Annotated in this window: 18 protein-coding genes; 6 read left to right on the forward strand and 12 right to left on the reverse strand. The window is 60.7% G+C overall.

Annotated features, from left to right (window positions below):
* The first annotated feature begins 11 nt into the window (after nt 1-11).
* Nucleotides 12-3347 (forward strand): efflux RND transporter permease subunit, encoded by a 3336-nt coding sequence (locus CRO18_RS02385; RefSeq protein WP_097080924.1) that lies wholly within the window; start codon nt 12-14, stop codon nt 3345-3347.
* Here the strand turns inward: CRO18_RS02385 and CRO18_RS02390 are convergent.
* Nucleotides 3337-4179, reverse strand: a complete 843-nt coding sequence (locus CRO18_RS02390; RefSeq protein ID WP_097080925.1) for an alpha/beta fold hydrolase — start codon at nt 4177-4179, stop codon at nt 3337-3339. The two genes, CRO18_RS02385 and CRO18_RS02390, sit on opposite strands and share 11 nt — an antisense overlap.
* Nucleotides 4180-4240: 61 nt before the next feature.
* Here CRO18_RS02390 and CRO18_RS02395 point away from each other — a divergent pair, with 61 nt between their 5' ends.
* On the forward strand, nt 4241-4843 hold the full coding sequence (locus CRO18_RS02395; RefSeq protein ID WP_076485274.1) for a hypothetical protein: 603 nt from the start codon (nt 4241-4243) through the stop codon (nt 4841-4843).
* Nucleotides 4844-4871: 28 nt separating this feature from the next.
* Here CRO18_RS02395 and CRO18_RS02400 read toward each other — a convergent pair whose 3' ends face one another.
* Genes CRO18_RS02400 through fabA form a run of 3 tightly spaced genes read right to left on the reverse strand, consistent with a single transcriptional unit; the run spans nt 4872 to nt 7438 of the window.
* Nucleotides 4872-5660 (reverse strand): enoyl-ACP reductase, encoded by a 789-nt coding sequence (locus tag CRO18_RS02400; protein WP_076485273.1) that lies wholly within the window; start codon nt 5658-5660, stop codon nt 4872-4874.
* A 15-nt stretch (nt 5661-5675) separates the two neighbouring features.
* Entirely contained in the window at nt 5676-6905 is a 1230-nt protein-coding gene (gene fabB / locus CRO18_RS02405) for a beta-ketoacyl-ACP synthase I (RefSeq protein ID WP_076485272.1), read from the reverse strand.
* Nucleotides 6906-6928: 23 nt separating this feature from the next.
* Entirely contained in the window at nt 6929-7438 is a 510-nt protein-coding gene (gene fabA, locus CRO18_RS02410; protein ID WP_097080926.1) for a bifunctional 3-hydroxydecanoyl-ACP dehydratase/trans-2-decenoyl-ACP isomerase, read from the reverse strand.
* Nucleotides 7439-7592: 154 nt separating this feature from the next.
* Here fabA and irrA point away from each other — a divergent pair, with 154 nt between their 5' ends.
* On the forward strand, nt 7593-8009 hold the full coding sequence (irrA, locus tag CRO18_RS02415) for an iron response transcriptional regulator IrrA (RefSeq protein ID WP_076485270.1): 417 nt from the start codon (nt 7593-7595) through the stop codon (nt 8007-8009).
* 171 nt (nt 8010-8180) lie between these two features.
* On the opposite strand, the gene CRO18_RS02420 is transcribed toward irrA, so the two are convergent.
* The 7 genes from CRO18_RS02420 to CRO18_RS02450 all read right to left on the reverse strand — a co-directional run bounded on the left by CRO18_RS02420 (nt 8181) and on the right by CRO18_RS02450 (nt 14687).
* The gene (locus CRO18_RS02420; protein WP_143128590.1) at nt 8181-8510 is read right to left on the reverse strand and encodes a tetratricopeptide repeat protein; all 330 of its coding nucleotides are present in this window, start codon (nt 8508-8510) and stop codon (nt 8181-8183) included.
* A gap of 271 nt (nt 8511-8781) precedes the next feature.
* Nucleotides 8782-9141, reverse strand: a complete 360-nt coding sequence (gene grxD, locus CRO18_RS02425; RefSeq protein ID WP_097080928.1) for a Grx4 family monothiol glutaredoxin — start codon at nt 9139-9141, stop codon at nt 8782-8784.
* A gap of 127 nt (nt 9142-9268) precedes the next feature.
* Complete coding sequence (locus CRO18_RS02430; protein ID WP_076485267.1) at nt 9269-9511, reverse strand: BolA/IbaG family iron-sulfur metabolism protein; 243 nt, start codon at nt 9509-9511, stop codon at nt 9269-9271.
* Between the two features lie 92 nt (nt 9512-9603).
* Nucleotides 9604-10497, reverse strand: a complete 894-nt coding sequence (locus CRO18_RS02435) for a hypothetical protein (protein WP_143128591.1) — start codon at nt 10495-10497, stop codon at nt 9604-9606.
* A 10-nt stretch (nt 10498-10507) separates the two neighbouring features.
* Nucleotides 10508-12670 (reverse strand): phosphoribosylformylglycinamidine synthase subunit PurL, encoded by a 2163-nt coding sequence (gene purL, locus CRO18_RS02440; protein ID WP_097081100.1) that lies wholly within the window; start codon nt 12668-12670, stop codon nt 10508-10510.
* A 130-nt stretch (nt 12671-12800) separates the two neighbouring features.
* On the reverse strand, nt 12801-13346 hold the full coding sequence (locus CRO18_RS02445; RefSeq protein WP_076485265.1) for a hypothetical protein: 546 nt from the start codon (nt 13344-13346) through the stop codon (nt 12801-12803).
* A 432-nt stretch (nt 13347-13778) separates the two neighbouring features.
* Nucleotides 13779-14687 (reverse strand): LysR family transcriptional regulator, encoded by a 909-nt coding sequence (locus CRO18_RS02450; RefSeq protein WP_076485264.1) that lies wholly within the window; start codon nt 14685-14687, stop codon nt 13779-13781.
* A gap of 250 nt (nt 14688-14937) precedes the next feature.
* On the opposite strand from CRO18_RS02450, the gene murI reads away from it, so the two are divergent.
* A complete protein-coding gene (gene murI, locus CRO18_RS02455; protein ID WP_076485263.1) occupies nt 14938-15750 on the forward strand; it encodes a glutamate racemase in 813 nt (270 codons plus the stop codon).
* Here the strand turns inward: murI and CRO18_RS02460 are convergent.
* Complete coding sequence (locus CRO18_RS02460) at nt 15747-16463, reverse strand: DUF805 domain-containing protein (RefSeq protein ID WP_170952535.1); 717 nt, start codon at nt 16461-16463, stop codon at nt 15747-15749. The genes murI and CRO18_RS02460 overlap by 4 nt on opposite strands.
* Before the next feature lie 76 nt (nt 16464-16539).
* On the opposite strand from CRO18_RS02460, the gene argC reads away from it, so the two are divergent.
* Entirely contained in the window at nt 16540-17568 is a 1029-nt protein-coding gene (argC, locus tag CRO18_RS02465; protein WP_097080930.1) for an N-acetyl-gamma-glutamyl-phosphate reductase, read from the forward strand.
* A 67-nt stretch (nt 17569-17635) separates the two neighbouring features.
* Entirely contained in the window at nt 17636-18079 is a 444-nt protein-coding gene (gene ccmE, locus CRO18_RS02470) for a cytochrome c maturation protein CcmE (RefSeq protein WP_076485261.1), read from the forward strand.
* Nucleotides 18080-18082: the final 3 nt, after the last annotated feature.

Here is an 18082-nt window from a genome sequence, read left to right on the forward strand (position 1 = left end):
GGGGCAAGCTGATGGAGCGCAACGACACCGGCATTCTTGCCTATTTCACCCGCCACGCCACCGCCGCCACCTTTTTGATGGTGGTGATGCTGGCGCTTGGGCTTTTTGCCACCACCAAGATCCGCTCGCAGTTCTTTCCCGATGTGGTGATCGACACGGTCACCGTAAGCGTGGAGTGGGACGGCGCAGGCCCCGAAGAGCTTGATAATGCCGTTGTTGCTCTTTTGGACCCGGCCCTTCAGGGCGTTGAGGGGGTGGTGAGTTCCGCCGCTATTTCTAAAGAAGGCGCAACAACGATCACCCTGACGCTTGAACCCGGCTGGGATATGGCGCGGGCCACCGAGGATGTGAAAGCCGCCGTCGAAACGGTGAAAACCCTGCCCGATACCGCCGAAGAACCCGTGGTGCGGCGCGGGGTTTGGAAGGACAAGGTCACCGATGTGGTGATCTCTGGCCCGATTGCGCCCGATCAATTGGCGGGTCTGGGCGATGATTTCGTGGCGCGGCTGTTTCGCGCCGGGATCACCCGCACCACCATCACCGGGGTCGCGGCCCCGCAAATCGAGGTTTCGGTGCCAGAGCTGGCGCGGCTGCGCCATGACATCACCTTGCGCGATATTGCTGACGCGATTGCCCGCCAAGTGGAGGCGCGCCCCGCAGGCGATATGGCGGCAAGTGCCGCGCGGCTGCGCGCGGGCGATGAGGCGCGCGAAGCAGAGCGCATTCGCAACCTTGTGCTGCGCACCAACCCCGATGGCTCCAAGCTTTACGTGCGCAATGTGGCGAAGGTTTCGGTCACCGGCGCCGATGCGGAGCGCGCCTATTACCTGCACGATCAACCTGCGGTTCTGATCCGGGTGGATCGCACCTCGGAAGGCGATGCGATCAAGATCGAGGCCGCGGTGCGCGCCTTGGCAGAGAGCCTGCGCCCCGAATTGCCCGAGGGGGTGGACATCCGACTTGTCAACACCCGTGCGCAAGACATCACCGACCGGCTGGATGTGCTGATGCAAAACGGCCTGACCGGGCTTGTTCTGGTGCTCGGCACGCTCTTTTTGTTCCTGTCGGCGCGCACCGCACTTTGGGTGGCGATGGGCATTCCCGTCTCGATGCTGGCGGCCATTGGCGCGATGTATGCGATGGGGCTGACCATCAATATGATGTCGCTTTTTGCGCTGATCATCACGCTTGGCATCGTGGTCGATGATGCCATCGTGGTGGCCGAACATGCCGATTTTCGCTACCGCCATCGCGGGGCGGATGCCGCCTCGGCGCCGGTGCAGGCGGTGCGTCGGATGCTGGGCCCGGTCTTTAGCTCCACCACCACCACGGTTTTGGCCTTCTTGGGGCTTTTGTTCGTGGGCGGCGAATTTGGCAGCCTGATCATCGACATTCCCTTTGTTGTCTCGGCGGTGCTTTTGGCCTCGCTGGTCGAAAGCTTCCTGATCCTGCCCAATCACATGTATCACGCGCTCGCCGCCAGTGACCGTCCGCGCTGGTATGACAAGCCCAGCACTTGGTTCAACCAAGGCTTTGACGTGATGGCGGTGCGGGTATTTGAGCCGCTGATCGGCTGGGTGATCCGGCTGCGCTACCTTGTGGCGGCAGCCATGATCGTGGTGCTGTCTTTCTCGGTTGCGATGATCTTGCGCGGCGAGGTGGTCTGGACCTTCTTCACCGCGCCAGAAAGCGGCTCGGTCGGCGGCAACTTCGCCTTCCTGCCCGGCGCGACGCGCGAAGAAACCCGCGCAATGACCCGCGAATTGGCCCGCGCGGTCGATGTGGTGGCCAAACGGCACGAGGCCGAAAGCGGCATCAACCCGGTGGTGCATGCGCTGACCCAAGTGGGCGGCACCACCGCGAAGGGCCTGCCCGGCGAAGAAACGATGGACCCAGACACGCTGGGCGCCATCGACATTGGCCTTGTAGGGGCGGATGAACGCAATTTCACCGCGCTCGAATTTGTGCGCGAGGTGCAGCAAGAACTCAACCGCCCCGCCGGTCTGGCGATCTTGAACTTCCGCACGCAGGGCATGGGACCCGGGGGTGACTCGCTTTCGGTGAATTTCTATGGGGCGGATAGTTTCACCCTCAAAGCCGCCGCCGAAGACCTGATGGCCGCGCTTGGCGCCTTTCCCGAAGTGACGGGGCTGCAAGACAGCCTGCCCTATGGCAAAAACGATGTCACGCTGACGCTCACCCCCGCAGGCGAGGCGCTTGGCTTTTCCACCGAAGCCGTTGGGGCGGAACTGTTCGCCCGGCTGGGCAGCATCACAGCGGCAGAGTTTCCCGCAGGCACCCGCACCACAGCGATTGAGGTGGGCGTGCCCGAGGCCGAACTAAACGCCGATTTCCTGCAATCCACCCTGATGCGCAGCCCAGCGGGCGCCTATGTGCCCTTGGGCGAGATCGTGACGGCCAAAAGCGAAATCGCCTTTTCCACCGTAAACCGCGAAAACGGGCGGCGGCTGATCACCGTCACAGGCGCTTTGTCGGAAGATAATCCCGAACGCGCCAGCGAAATTGCCCGCACACTGCAAAACGATATCCTGCCCACCATCGCGGAACGCTACAACCTTGACTGGGATCTGGGCGGGCTGGCGCTGCAAGAAGATGCCTTCTTGGATGAGGCAATCTTGGGCTTTGCCATGTGTATCTTGGGCATTTACCTCGTGCTCGGCTGGATTTTTGGCAGCTGGACCACGCCGGTCATTGTGATGAGCGTGATCCCCTTTGGGCTGATTGGCACGGTCTGGGGGCATCTGGACTTTGGCCTTGCTATGTCGCTTTTCACGATCATCGGGCTGATCGGCATGTCGGGGATCATTATCAATGATGCCATCGTCTTGGTGACCACAATCCAAGACTATGCCAAACGCCTGCCGATGGCGGTGGCCGCGCGCATCGCCGCGCGCGAGCGGCTACGCCCAATTATGCTGACCACACTCACCACCGTCTTGGGACTTGCGCCGCTGATGTTTGAACAAAGTCGGCAATCTTTGTTTCTCAAACCCACGGTGGTGACGCTGGTCTATGGCCTGAGCACCGGGTTCTTTATTGTGCTGACGCTAGTGCCCGCACTGATGGTGATCCGCCATGATGCCGCGCTGGCGCTGAAAACCGCGCTGCGGCTAGCCCAAGCGCCGCACAGCCCCGCCGCTGTCCGGCAAGGGCTATGGGGGGCGATGGGGGCCGTGGTTGTGGGGCAAGCCATGCTCGCTTGGGTATGGTTGCAAGCGGGCAGTTTGGGCACCGCAAGTTTCTTGGCCGCTGCGGTGGGCCTTTCGGTTTTGGCGGCGGCGCTTATGGCGCTTTGGGGTGGGTTGGCGCCAAGGCTCAGGCGCTGATCTGAGCCAGCCACTCACGGATGAGCGCAACACTCTCGGGCTCATCAAGAAACGGGATATGCGCGCGGTCGGGCACCTCGGCAAACAGCATATCGGGGCGGCGGCGGCGCATTTCGACCACCGTATCCCGGCTCAACAGGTCTGAATTCGCACCCCGTAACAGCGCCAAAGGCAGGCCCGTGCAGGCCTCAAAAAGCGGCCAAGCCGCTGGCACCTTGCCGCCCTGAAAGGCCGCAAGGAAAGACTCGCGCAACGCCGGGTCGTAATTGATACGCAGCCCCTGCGCGGTCTCATGGTAGTGCCGCGTAACCTCTTCGGCCCAACGGATGGCGGGCACATTGGCAAAGCCTGCCATCAGGCGCGGCAAAGCCTCAGCAAGTTCCGCATAGGTCTTGGCAACCGGATTGCGGCCCAGATAATCAAAAATCCGCATCAGCCCGTCATGCTCGATCACCGGGCCAATATCATTGAGACAAATGCCCGACAGCCGCGCGCGCATCTCGGGCAACGCCGCCATATACATAGCGATCATCCCGCCGCGCGAGGTGCCCAGCAGCGCCGCCTTCTCGAGCCCCAGATAATCCATCAGCGCCACCAGATCGGCGGCTTCTTGGATCACGGTGTAGCTGGCGGCCCCTGTCCAATCGCTGCCACCCCGGCCACGATAATCGGGGCGGATCACCCGCAGCCCACCCGGCAGATGCGGCAGCAGATAGTCAAAATCGGCCCCCGTGCGCGTCAGCCCCGGCAACATAATCAGCGCCGCGCCTTCGCCCTGATCACGCCATACCAATTTTGCCCCATCGGGCGCGATAAACTGCTGCAACTCCATAGCCTTCCCCCCATGATGCGCGCATTATCACGCCATCATAGCGACTGGGGCGGGGAAAACCATGAGCGACAACAGGCTAGAACAATTGCAAGCGCGCCTTGCCGAGATAGAGGCGCAGGTCGAAGAGGCTTGGGAGCAAAGCCGCGCGCAATGGCGCTACCGCTTCACCCAAGGCCGGATCGAGTTTGAAGAAGGCGTGCGCGATGCGCACCGTATGGCACGGGTGCGATGGTGGTTGTTTTTGCGCCGCACCCGGCTGTTGGTGGTGCTGACCGCCCCCTTTATCTATGCGGTCTTCATCCCGTTTGTGCTGCTGGACCTGTTCGTGACGATTTATCAGCGCGTCTGTTTTCCGGTTTACGGCATCGCACTGGTGAAACGGCGCGATCATGTGGTGATTGACCGCCAGAACCTTGCCTATCTCAACATCGTGCAGAAGGTGAACTGCATGTATTGCGGTTATGGCAATGGCGTTGTGTCCTATGTGCGCGAGGTCGCCGCGCGGACCGAACAATATTGGTGCCCGATCAAACATGCCCAGCGGGTGAAGGGCGTGCATCCCTATTACGGCAATTTCTGCGATTTCGGCGACGCCGAGGGGTTCCAAAAGCAAAGCCCGAAACTGCGCCGCGCGTTGCGCGATTTGGACCAAGACACCGATTAAAAAGGGCGCCCGAAGGCGCCCATTTCGCTTAGATGTTTTCCGGTTGCGGCATGCCCAACACGTGGTAGCCGCAATCGACCATCAGCACCTCGCCCGTGGTGCACGCCCCGTAATCTGAGCACAGATAAGCCGCCGTGCCGCCGATGCTTTCGAGCGTCGCATTGGCGCGCATCGGGCTGTTTGCCTCGGTATGGCGGAAGGTCTTGCGCGCACCACCAATGGCGGCACCCGCGAGCGTTTTCATCGGGCCGGGCGAGATCGCATTGACGCGGATGCCTTGCGGGCCAAGGTCATTTGCCAAATAGCGCACAGCGCTTTCCAGCGCCGCTTTCGCCACACCCATCACGTTATAGAACGGCGTCACCCGGTTCGAGCCGCCATAGGTCAGCGTGATCAGCGAACCGCCCTCGGGCATCAGTTCCGAGGCGCGGCGCGCCACGTCGATGAAGCTGTAGCAAGAGATCGCCAGCGAGTTTTTGAAGTTCTCGCGCGAGGTGTTGATGAAACGCCCCGTCAGTTCGTTCTTGTCCGAATAGGCGATGGCATGGACCACGAAATCAATCGTGCCCCATTCCTCTTTCAGCTTCGCAAAGGCGGCATCAAGTGAGGCATCGTCGTTCACGTCCACATCAACGAGCAAAGACGCGCCCACCGAGGCGGCGAGCGGTTCCACCCGCTTGCCGAACGCTTCGCCCTGATAGGAGAACGCCAGCTCTGCCCCTTCTGCGGCCAAAGCCGAGGCGATGCCCCAAGCAATCGAGCGCTCGTTGGCAACGCCCATGACAAGCCCGCGCTTGCCCTTCATCAAATCCGCCATGTCAAACCTGCTAGATCAGTCGCGATAGGTGCTCATCACCAGCGTGGCGTTGGTGCCGCCGAAACCGAAGCTGTTGGAAAGCACGGAGTCGAATTCGACGTTTTCGCGCGTTTCGGTGCAGATTTCCTCGGGTTTGATCGCCGGGTCCAGTTCGGTCACATTGGCCGAACCGGTGATGAATTTGCCCTGCATCATCAGCAGGGAGTAAATCGTTTCATGCACGCCGGTCGCGCCGAGGCTGTGCCCGGTCAGCGATTTGGTCGAGGAGATCGGCGGCACATTGCCTTCACCGAAGACGCGGCGCACCGCTTCCACCTCGGTCACGTCGCCCGCAACAGTCGAGGTGCCATGCGCGTTGATGTAGCTGATCTTGCGGCCTTCGGGCAGCGTGCCAATGGCAAGGCGCATCGAGCGCTCGCCACCCTCGCCCGAGGGGGCCACCATGTCGTAGCCATCCGAGGTGGCACCGTAGCCGGTGACTTCGGCATAAATTTTCGCGCCGCGCGCTTTGGCATGCTCAAGCTCTTCAAGCACCACAACGCCACCGCCGCCCGCGATCACGAAACCATCGCGCGTCACGTCAAAGGCGCGGCTCGCGGTGGTCGGCGTGTCATTGTATTTCGACGACATCGCGCCCATCGCGTCGAACAGGCAGCTCAGCGTCCAGTCGAGTTCCTCGCCGCCGCCCGCAAAGACGATGTCTTGCTTGCCCATTTGGATTTGCTCAACACCATTGCCGATGCAATGCGCCGAGGTGGAGCAAGCCGAGGTGATCGAATAGTTCACACCCTTGATCTTGAAGGGCGTCGCCAAGCAAGCCGAGTTGGTGGACGACATGCAGCGCGTCACCATGAACGGGCCCATCCGCTTGGGCGAACCTTTTTGCACAACGATCTGGTGCGCATCAAAGAAGTTGGAGGTCGAGGGGCCACCCGAGCCCATGATCAGGCCTGTGCGCGGGTTCGACACATCGCTTTCTTCCAGCCCCGAATCGGCAATCGCTTGCTCCATCGACAGGAAGTTATAGGCCGCACCGCGCCCCATGAACCGCAGGTTGCGCTTGTCGATATGGTCTTCGAGCACGATTTGCGGCGCGCCATGCACTTGGCTGCGGAAGCCGCGCTCGGCATATTCGGGGGCAAAAACAATGCCCGAGCGCCCGGCGCGCAGGCTTGCGGTGACTTCCTCGGCATTATTGCCAATGGGGCTGACGATGCCCAGACCGGTGATAACGACACGCCGCATGGGGGCCTCCTGTAATTTCGGGGTCAGCTCTCGGAGAGCGCGACCTTCATGTCTTTGACCACGTAGATCACTTCACCATCAGCCTCGACGATACCATCGGCGACGCCCATCGTCAGCCGCCGCGTTTGCAGGGCTTTGGTGAAATCGACCTTGTAGGTCAGCATTTTGCGATCGGGGCGCACCATGCCCGTGAGCTTCACTTCGCCCACGCCAAGCGCATAGCCCCGCCCTTGCCAGCCACGCCAGCCAAGGTTGAAACCCGTAAGCTGCCACAGACCATCAAGGCCAAGGCAGCCCGGCATGATCGGGTTGCCGGGGAAGTGGCAGTCAAAGAACCACAGATCGGGGGTGATATCGAACTCGGCCACAACATGGCCCTTGCCGTGCAGACCGCCATCGCCCGAGATCTCGGTGATACGGTCCATCATCAGCATCGGCGGTGCGGGCAGCTGGGCATTGCCCGGCCCAAAAAGCTCACCACGCGCGCATTTGAGCAGATCTTCCTTGCCGAAGCTGGTCGGATAGGCTGACATCGGCTTTCCCCCCTTGACTTTGTTCACCCCCTCTAGCACCCCCCTTACCGGGCGCGCAAGGGCCGCCCCTGGCGGAAAGCTGCGTCAGAATCTCGTTGTTTTTGGGTTCTACTTGTTCTTATATTAGTTACAGGTAGCGTAGGGGTGAGATGTCATGAAGACGATCGAACAGGAACGCGGTCTGCGCTGGCTTTCGGCTGGCGGTTTGCGGCCGACCCGGCAGCGCATGTCTTTGGCGTCTTTGCTGGTGGGCGATGGCCATAATCGCCATGTAACAGCCGAGGGGCTTTATGCCTCCGCCCTCGAAGCGGGCGAGAAAGTGTCACTGGCCACCGTCTACAACACGCTGCGCGCCTTCTGCGATGCCGGGATCATGCATGAGATCACCGTAGACGCCGGACGCAGCTATTTCGACACGAGGATGGATGATCACCCCCACTTCTTCTGGGAGGGGGAAAACCGCATCTCTGACGCGCCGGTGGAAGAGCTGGAACTCGTCCGCGTCCCCGCCGCCCCGCCCGGCACCGAAGTCAGCCGCGTTGATGTGGTGATCCGCCTGCGCAAAGCCTGAGGGCGAAAAGCGATTGAATGAAGGAAGGCCGGGGCATTTGCTGCGGCCTTTTTTGTTTTTTTGGGGGGTAAGCGTTGAGGAAGGGGATACGGCGGCAATGCGGACGAAGCACCATTTCGGTGCAGCTGTGCGAATGGCGGCTTTGCAGATTCTCCACGCTGCTCAAATCTCCTATTCTGCCTCGACCACCGACACCCACAGCGCAAGCGTGTTGCGGTCTTCCATTTGAACCATACGTTGGTGGAGTTGCTGTTCCCACGCGCCCGACTTTGCTCGTGCGTCGCGCAAGGCTTCCTTAAATGCTTCAATCGCTTTCTCTGGTTCTCCGATCTGAGACAGCGCGATCCCTCTTTCGAGTTCGAGAACGCTTCTCTTTGCGCGCTCCTGGGGAGAGAAATCCATCCAAGCACCAGCGGCGAGTGAAATGTTGCAAAATCGGAGCTTCTTGGCACCTTCGTAGCGATCATTCCGGCACGCTCCGGCCATCAATCCTGCGGTCATTCCACTCAGCCATACACAAAGAAAGGTCACGATTAAGATCGTGTAAGCCCAAGCCTTCAACCTTTGTTTTTGCGTGTCATTAGGCGTTCCCATGCCGCATGTTATCAAACGCTCAAAACATGCAAAACTGCTGAAAGCAGCCTTTCATACAAAGTGCAGCATCTGTCAATTGGGGCTCAAACCGGACAGGCCCCCAAGAGTTAACCCGCTCTCCACCCCAAAAAGAAAGCCCCGCAATGCGGGGCTTTCTTTTGTTCCCTGTGCGCGCGTCTTAGGCGTTGGCGGCGCGGATTTGGTCGGCGCGGCCTTTGTCATAGCCGATGCCTTTGTCTTCAAAGAGTTTGTCCAACTCGCCCGACAGCGTCATCTCGGTGACGATATCGCAGCCGCCGACAAATTCGCCCTTCACGTAAAGCTGGGGGATCGTCGGCCAGTCGGAAAACTCTTTGATGCCCTGGCGCACCTCGGCATCGGCCAGAACGTTCACGTCCTTATAGGCCACGCCAAGATAGTTCAGCACCCCGGCCACGCGGCTCGAGAACCCGCATTGCGGCATCTCGCGGGTGCCTTTCATGTAAAGCACAACATCATTGCTTTCGATGTCAGCCTTGATTTGGTCGATTGCGGTCATGGTCTGGTTCCTTTGCTCCGCCCTCGCGCAACCCGCGAAGACCGTGTCTGAAAAGGCGCGGAAATCCTTGAAAGAAAATCTGTATCAGGCGGGACAGCCCAAAAATCAGTTCAAGGAGTATCCCCACTCACTCCGGGGCCTTCGTGGTCAGCGCCAGCGCATGGAGCGGCGCATCCGGGCCATCCATCGCGCCTTTGAGCGCGGCGAAAACGGCGCGTTGCTGTTGCACCCGGTTCATCCCTTTGAAAGAGGCGTCGATCACCTCGGCCCCCCAGTGGTTCCCATCCCCCGCAAGGTCGGTGATGGTGATCTTTGCTTCGGGGAACCCGGCGCGGATCAGGGCTTCAATGTCGGTCGCTTCCATCGGCATGAGGCACTCCTTCGTGTTGGCTTCAATCTAGGCGGCGGCGCTGGCTGCGGCAAGAGGCCACGCGAGCACCCGGCACGCAGCGTGCCAAGCGGTTAGGGCTGCGGCGGGGTCAGCCAATGCACCGGCGAGGCGGTCGCCAATTCCAGCAAATCATCGGCATAAACCGCATCAAACTTGGCGCGCTCCTCTGCGCTCCACGGATCATAACGGGGGTTGTTCCCATCCAGCGGGGCAATCCGACGCGCCCGACGCATCACGATTTTGTGGTCGCGCTCCGGGTCGTTTTCCATTCGGTTGTGCAAAAAGTTGGCGGCGCGATGGCTCAGCCCCGGGCGCATGCGCAGATCATAGGGGGTGACGGTCGCGCCAAACCCTTTGAGCCCGGTGGCCCAGTCAATGATCTGCGGCATGACGGCGGGATAATCCTCATAGGTCCAGATCGTCAGATCATCGGTTGCCTGCAGCATGCGATTGGTCAGCCACAGCCAGCGCGGCATATCGGGCGGAATGCCCGCGACGAAATCCCGAAACGGAGTCCAAGGTGCAAGCAACAATTGCTCGCTCCAGCAAGAGACAAGGAAATTCGCCGGATTGCGGATGGCAAGCCCCACCCGCACCTCTGCCCCACCAAAACAGGCCAAGGCATCGCGCAACCGCCGCGTGGCAAAGGGGTAGATCAGCCCGCCCTGCCCCAGCAGGAAATTGCGGGTGGTCACGCCAAGCACGTTTTCTTCCATCACCACGACATGGCGCGCCCCGGGGCAAAGCTGCCCAATCGCGGCACGCGCCAGCACCTGCGCCTCGACCGGCGACAACTGTCCGGGCTGCATCGCCGGACGCAAAAACTCGCGCACCTCTTTCGGGCCGATCACGCCGACCCCTTCGGCAGCCAGCCGTTCGCGCACGGATAAAAGCGTCGTCTGAAGATGTGTCGACGCGGTTTTATGCGCGCCGACCATAAGCGTAACCGAGATCATGCGGGCCACCGGCCCCGCCTCACCCTTCTACCGCCGCAGCGAAAGCGGACCGATAGAGGGTCGAAAGCTCAGCCATCGGGGCGCGGTCAGCGCCAAAGATCACCTCGGCGCCACCAAAAACGCCCACGCGTTCCAGCGGCACACCAGCGGCCTGCGCGGCGGCTTCCAGCGCCTCGGCCCCGGCCTCGTCACAAGCGACGAGGTAGCGGGCTTGATCTTCGCCATAAAGCGCGGCGATGCCCGCTTCATCCAGCTGGATGCCAATGCCCGCCACTTCGGCCATTTCAAAGGCCGCAAGCGCCAAGCCGCCATCGGCCAAATCGGCAGCGGCTTTCACCACGCGACCATTGGCACGCAGGAACTCGCCGTGCTTGCGCTCATCGGCCAGATCGACCGGCGGGGCATCGCCCTCTTCCAGCCCAAAGGCTTCCGCCGCCAGCGCCGATTGACCAAGATGGCCGTGGGTCGTGCCGATCAAAAGCGCGATGTCGCCGGCCTCGGGCAGCCCGCCGATCAGATCATCCAGCGATTTCAGCAGGCCAACCGCGCCAATCGTCGGGGTCGGCAGAATGCCCGAGCCATCAGTTTCGTTGTAAAGCGAGACGTTGCCCGAGACGATCGGGAAGTCGAGCGTTTTGCACGCTTCGCTGATACCTTTGATCGCGCCGACGAATTGCCCCATGATTTCGGGCTTTTCGGGGTTACCAAAGTTCATGTTGTCGGTGGTGGCGAGCGGCAGCGCACCCACGGCGCAGAGGTTGCGATAGGCTTCCGCCACCGCTTGCTTGCCGCCTTCAAACGGGTTCGCCTTCACATAGCGCGGCGTCACATCCGAGGTGAAAGCGACCGCTTTGTTGGTGCCGTGGATGCGCACAACCCCGGCACCAAGGCCCGGACGGCGCACGGTATCGGCCATAACTTGGGTGTCATATTGCTCAAACACCCAGTTCTTCGCCGCATAGTTCGGCGAGCCGATCAGCGCTTTGAGTGCCGCAATCGGGGTGATTTCGGGCAGCGCCCCCAGCGGCGCGGCGGCGGGCGTTTCCACCCACGGGCGATCATATTCCGGCGCGGCCGAGGAGAGTTTGGAAAGCGGAATATCCGCCTTCACTTCGTTGCCATGCATGATGACAAAGCGGTCTTCGGCGATGGTTTCACCGACGATGGCAAAATCGAGATCCCATTTTTCAAAGATCGCGCGGGCTTCGGCCTCTTTTTCGGGCTTGAGCACCATGAGCATCCGCTCTTGGCTTTCCGACAGCATCATCTCGTAAGCAGTCATGCGCGCTTCACGCTGCGGCACCGCATCAAGGTTGAGCTTGATCCCAAGGCCGCCTTTGTCGCCCATTTCCACGGCCGAACAGGTCAGGCCCGCCGCGCCCATGTCTTGGATCGAGATCACAGAATCGGTCTGCATCAGTTCCATGCAGGCTTCCATCAGACATTTTTCCACGAAGGGGTCGCCGACTTGCACGGTCGGGCGTTTTTCTTCGATCGTATCGTCGAACTCGGCGGAGGCCATCGTCGCCCCGCCAACGCCATCGCGACCGGTTTTGGCCCCGAGGTAGACCACCGGCATGCCGATGCCCGAAGCAGCGCAATAGAAGATGTTGTCAGTCTGCGCGAGGCCCGCCGCAAAGGCGTTCACAAGGCAGTTGCCGTTATACGAGGCGTGGAAGCGCACTTCGCCGCCAACATTCGGCACACCAAAGCAGTTGCCGTAGCCGCCGACACCTTCCACCACACCTTTCACCAGATGCGGGGTTTTGGGGTGGCTGGGCAGACCAAAGGAGAGGCTATCCATCGCCGCAATCGGGCGCGCGCCCATGGTGAAAACGTCACGCAAAATGCCGCCCACGCCGGTCGCCGCACCTTGATGCGGTTCGATGTAGGAAGGGTGGTTGTGGCTTTCCATCTTGAAGACGATGGCTTGCCCGTCCCCAATATCGACAACGCCCGCGTTTTCGCCGGGGCCGCAAATCACCTGCTCCCCTTCGGTGTGCAGCGTGCGCAGCCAGATTTTGGAAGATTTGTACGAGCAGTGCTCGTTCCACATCGCCGAGAAGATGCCCAGCTCGGTGAAAGTCGGCGCACGACCCAGAATTCCTAAGATGCGCTCATATTCGTCGGGTTTGAGGCCGTGGGCGGCAATCAGGTCGGGGGTGATTTGCGGCTCGGTCATCGGGTCCTCCGGCATCGGCATGTTGCGTTTCCCTTAGTGCATGTGCGCCTGCGGGGAAAGGGGGAAGGCATGCGAAAAGGGGTGGCAGTTGCCACCCCTTTGCATCAGACCGGGTCTCGCCCGTGCTGGATCAGCTTTGGCCATTCAATTCCGCGATAAGCTCGGCCATCGTCATTTGCAGGTGCAGTTGGTCGCCTTTCAGCGCGCCCTTCGGCACATTCACCTTAAACATCGAGAACGTGCGCTGCTTGATGTCGTTCGAGGCACGCACATAGACGGTGTCCACTTGTTCACCCGGCACCACGCGCGAGATCGTACCGACCGCACCGCCATCCGCCGTTACCACTGCGCCAGCAGCTTGGGCCTGGCCTTTATTCAGCGCGATCCCCGATTGATCCACAAGCAGCGTTTGGATCGGGCGATTGTCGAGACCATTCGAGGTCGCCGCCGAGGTGTCGGTGGCTTTGACCGTCCCGGTTTTCACATCAGCGATCCCGTATTGATCCGGGAGCGGCGGGGCAACGTCGCCTTGCGAACCAGCGGTCGGGAGTGTGGCAATACCCATTTTATAGTCGATCAGGCCATAGGGGTTATCGCTCGTGGCAAATGCGGCAACGGGCGCCGCAACGATACCGGCAACAAGAAGGCTGGTGAGCGTGCTGTTCATGCGTTTCATCTCTGATCTCCTTTCAGACGTGGCCTTGGGGCTGTGCCGCAGGCCGTCGCATCGTGTTCATGGTGAGAGAACGCCGGAGATCGGCCAGAAGTTCAGACGCATTTGCGTGAACCGATTTGAACAACTTTGTTGGAACCATTTCACAAGCAGAAGGCGAAAAAGCGCCGCTTCTCGCGCCTTTAGCGCATGCATCGAAAAATGTTCTGAAGTGTGCCCCGGAATAAAAAAAGGGCCGAGACAAGCTCGGCCTTAGTCCAACAGGGAGGTAGAAGATGATGAGAGATTCCTCTGCTCGCCACCCTCTTCGCCCGATTTATGGGCAGAGTGTGAACCGTTCAAGCGGAATCATGTCGCAGATGCAGCATGGCAGATATGCGCTGCGCACATGTCGAAACGCAACCGTCGGTTGGCTTCTTTAAAGTGTCGCTCTTGTCACTCGACCGCGGCTTCGCCGCTTTGCGCACGGCGATAGGCGAGAATTTCTTCCTGCACGAAATCGCGGAAAGCGTTGACTCGGCGCGAGGAGCGCAGCTCTTCGGGGTAGGCAAGGAACACCGGAACCTCGACCGATTCCACCTCGGGCAGCACCCGCTCAAGCAGCGGGAAATCCGCCGTCAGATAATCCGGCAGCACGCCAATGCCGACATGGTTCAGCACGCCCTGCAAAACGCCGAAGTAGTTGTTCACCATCAGCGTGGAATGCACACCATGCGCCATCACGCTTTGCGTTAGATGCGCGCCAGCCTGAACCTGCGGCGTGGCCGGGTTCTGACAGATCAACCGATGCGCACCAAACTCTTCGATCCGGCTCGGTCGCCCAGCGCGCGCCAAATATTCCGGCGTTGCGTAAAGCCGCATGCGGATGTTCAAAAGTCGCTTGCGCACAAGGTCCGCCTGCGCCGGCTCCTTCATGCGGATCGCCACATCGGCCTCCCGCATCGGCAAGTCGAGCACGCGCTCTTCCAGCAGCAGGTCGATTTTTAGTTCCGGATAGCGCTCGTAAAGCTTCACGAGGCGCGGCGCGAGCCACATCGTGCCAAAGCCCACCGTTGTGGTGACACGCAATTCGCCGAAGACTTCCTCTTCGCTGTCACGAATGCGCGCAGCGGCAGAATCGAGCTTTTTCGCCATGGTGGAGGTGGCGTCGAACAGCAATTCCCCCTGTTCGGTCAAGATCAGCCCGCGCGCATGGCGGTGAAACAGCGTGGTTCCAAGCGAATCTTCCAGCGCACGAATCTGACGGCTAACCGCCGATTGCGACAAGTGCAGCGCGTCACCGGCATGGGTCAGGGAGCCCGCATCGGCCACCGCGTGAAATATTCTCAGCTTGTCCCAGTCCATTCCCTGCACGCGCGCGCCTTTTCATACCAGTCTTGCGTCCGTTGCATATCTAAACCTCTCGGATTTAACAAATGCCTTTCAACCGAATTCCTTGTTAGCGCCTAAACTTTTTTCATAGCTGCGGCGCATCTGCACCTCAGCGGGCAGTCGCAGCACAGATGCGGATGCAATAGGCGTTTATTTCCGTCTGAGAGAGGCTTAGAACGGAAGAAAGGCCGCAAAGGCTGTAGCGGCAGGTGTGGAGGCAGGCATGGCGGTAGGCGTTTTTGACAGTGGTCTCGGTGGGCTGACCGTACATCAGGCGGTTTCAAAGCGGCTGCCGGACATGGCCTTCGTCTATTACGGCGACAACCAACACGCTCCCTATGGTGTGCGCGATGCCGAAGACATTTTCCAACTGACCTGCAAAGGCGTTGAGCGGCTTTGGGATGAGGGCTGCGATCTCGTGATCTTGGCCTGTAACACCGCCTCTGCGGCGGCGCTCAAACGAATGCAGGAAACCTGGATTCCGAAGAACAAGCGGGTTTTGGGTGTGTTCGTGCCGATGATTGAGGCCCTGACCGAACGCAAATGGGGCGACAACTCCCCGCCGCGTGAAGTGGCGGTGAAACATGTGGCTTTGTTCGCCACCCCCGCCACAGTGGCCAGCCGTGCCTTTCAGCGCGAATTGGCCTATCGCGCAATTGGCGTGGATGTAGAGGCGCAGCCCTGCGGCGGCGTAGTCGATGCAATTGAAGCGGGCGATGAAATTCTGGCCGAGGCTTTGGTCAAAAGCCATGTCGAGGCGCTCAAACGGCGGATGCCGCATCCGGAGGCGGCGATTCTGGGCTGCACCCATTACCCGCTGATGCAAGAAACCTTCCAACAGGCGCTTGGCGAGCAGGTGAAGGTTTATAGCCAAGCCAACCTCGTGGCGGAAAGCTTGGCCGATTATCTGGAGCGGCGGCCCGATTTCAAAGGCGCGGGGCAGGTATCAAAATATCTGACAACCGGCGATCCAGCCTCGGTTTCGGTGCATGCGACGCAGTTCCTGCGCCGCCAGATCACCTTTGAGGCCGCTTAACCAAAGCGGTTCGGGCCGGGCGTGCTGCGGCTGGCCAGAAAGACCAACATCAAGATCGAATAGACGAGCACCGCGACGCCCATTGCAATGGCGATGGCGCCCAATGCCATATCATTGCCACCGCCGCCTTCGACCATCGCGGCGAGCACTCCCAACACCACGACCCCAGGGATGATCGCCAGATAGAAGCCACCGATCCACCAGCCGGACCGGTCCGTGTCGTGCAAGCGGCGCACCTGCACGGAGAGCGCAGGCAGGAAAGTGGCAAGCGAAAACAAACCGTTGAGCACCGCCCCATCTCTGCCCATGCCGTTCTCCAAAAGCCCGGTGAGGAGTGACCCGCCAATGATGAACAGCTGAAACCACCAAAATTCAGACCGGCTCGCGCGGCCTTTGAAGGTGGCATATTTGCGAAAACACACCTTGATCGCTTCAATGAAATCGCGCGGCGGTGCCCCCTCGTAAGGGCCATATGCGCTCTCGCGACCCAGTGGCGGCGGCCCTGCGGGCGGCGGCGGCACATAGGCGGGCGCAGCAGGCCGTGCGGGGGCAAAGGGGAAATGCGCATCGGCGCGCTCCCAATCTCCCATCCCTTCCGCCCAAATGAGCGTATCGGCCCGCACCCGCCCGGCTCGGATCAAATCGCCCATCATGGCTTCATCCACCGGGCCTTCGGATTTGCCCTGCCACGCGTAATGCCACGCCTTCGTCATTGAGATCCTCATGCAAACTTTGCTTGCGTGGCAACTTAGCCTGAGGCAACACAGGGTCACAACTGCGGAGACTGAAATGACCCAGAAAATCGCCATCCTCGGGGCTTCGGGCTATACCGGGGCCGAGCTCGCCCGGATCATCGCCACCCATCCAGAAATGGAGATCGTCGCGCTGTCGGGGGACCGAAAGGCGGGCATGAAAATGGGCGAGGTCTTTCCGCATCTGCGCCACCTTGGCCTGCCCGATCTGTGCAAGATCGAAGAGATCGACTTCTCAAACGTCGATCTGGCGTTTTGCGCCCTGCCCCATGCCACCTCGCAAGCGGTGATTGCGGAACTGCCGCGTGACCAAAAGGTGGTGGACCTGTCCGCCGACTTCCGGCTGCGCGATCCGGCGGAATATGAAAAATGGTATGGCAAGCCGCATAGCGCGGTCGAGTTGCAAAAAGAGGCCGTCTACGGGCTGACCGAGTTCTACCGCGACGAGATTCGCACCGCGCGGCTGTGCGCGGGCACCGGCTGCAATGCGGCGGCGGGGCAATATGCGATCCGTCCGCTGATTGAGGCGGGTGTGATCGACCTTGACGAGATCGTGATCGACCTCAAAGCGGGCGTTTCCGGCGCGGGCCGCAGCCTGAAAGAGAACCTTCTGCATGCCGAATTGTCGGGCGGGACCATGCCCTATTCGGCGGGCGGCAAGCATCGGCATTTGGGCGAGTTCGACCAAGAGTTTTCCAAACTCGCGGGTCGCCCGGTTTTGGTGCAGTTCACGCCGCATCTGATGCCGTTCAACCGGGGCATTTTGGGTACCGTTTATGTGCGCGGAAATGCTGAGGAAATTCACGCTGCTTTGGCCGCGCGCTATGCCGAGGAAGTGTTCTTGGAAGTGCTGCCCTTTGGCACGCTTGCCTCGACCCGCTCGGTCGCGGGGTCGAACTTCGTGCATTTGGGCGTGACGGGCGACCGTTTGCCGGGCCGCGCCATCGTGACCGTGGCGATTGACAACCTCACCAAGGGTTCGTCGGGTCAAGCGATCCAGAACGCCAACCTGATGCTGGGCCTGCCGGAAACCATGGGCTTGATGTTGGCCCCGGTCTTCCCTTGATCTCTGTCAGGGAATATCTATCGCGCATGCGCCTTTTGGGGCGCAGCGCGTAACGGGAGGCGAGGCGATGAAGAACCTGAAGAAGAAGCGGCGGATCCAAGTGCTGATTGCAGCCGGGTTTGCGCTGGTCTTGGCGACGGGGCTGATCGGCTATGGCTTCAAAGACGGGATCAACTTCTTCCGCTCGCCCGCCGAAGTGGTGGCCGCGCCGCCCGCCGAAGGGGAAGTTTTCCGCTTGGGCGGGCTTGTTGAAACCGGCACGTTGGTGCGCGGCCAAGGCGAAGACATCACCTTTTCGGTGACCGATGGCGGGGCCTCGATCCCCGTTAAATTCACCGGCGTGCTGCCCGATCTTTTTGGCGAAGACAAAGGCATGGTCGGCACTGGCACGATGGTGGATGGCGTCTTTGTGGCGCGCGAAATTCTTGCCAAACATGACGAGAATTATATGCCCAAAGAAGTGACCGACGCGCTTAAAGAGCAGGGCGTCTACCGCGACCCGAACAGCTAAGCG

The organism is Rhodobacter sp. JA431 (assembly GCF_900217725.1).
Taxonomy (GTDB): domain Bacteria; phylum Pseudomonadota; class Alphaproteobacteria; order Rhodobacterales; family Rhodobacteraceae; genus Rhodobacter; species Rhodobacter aestuarii.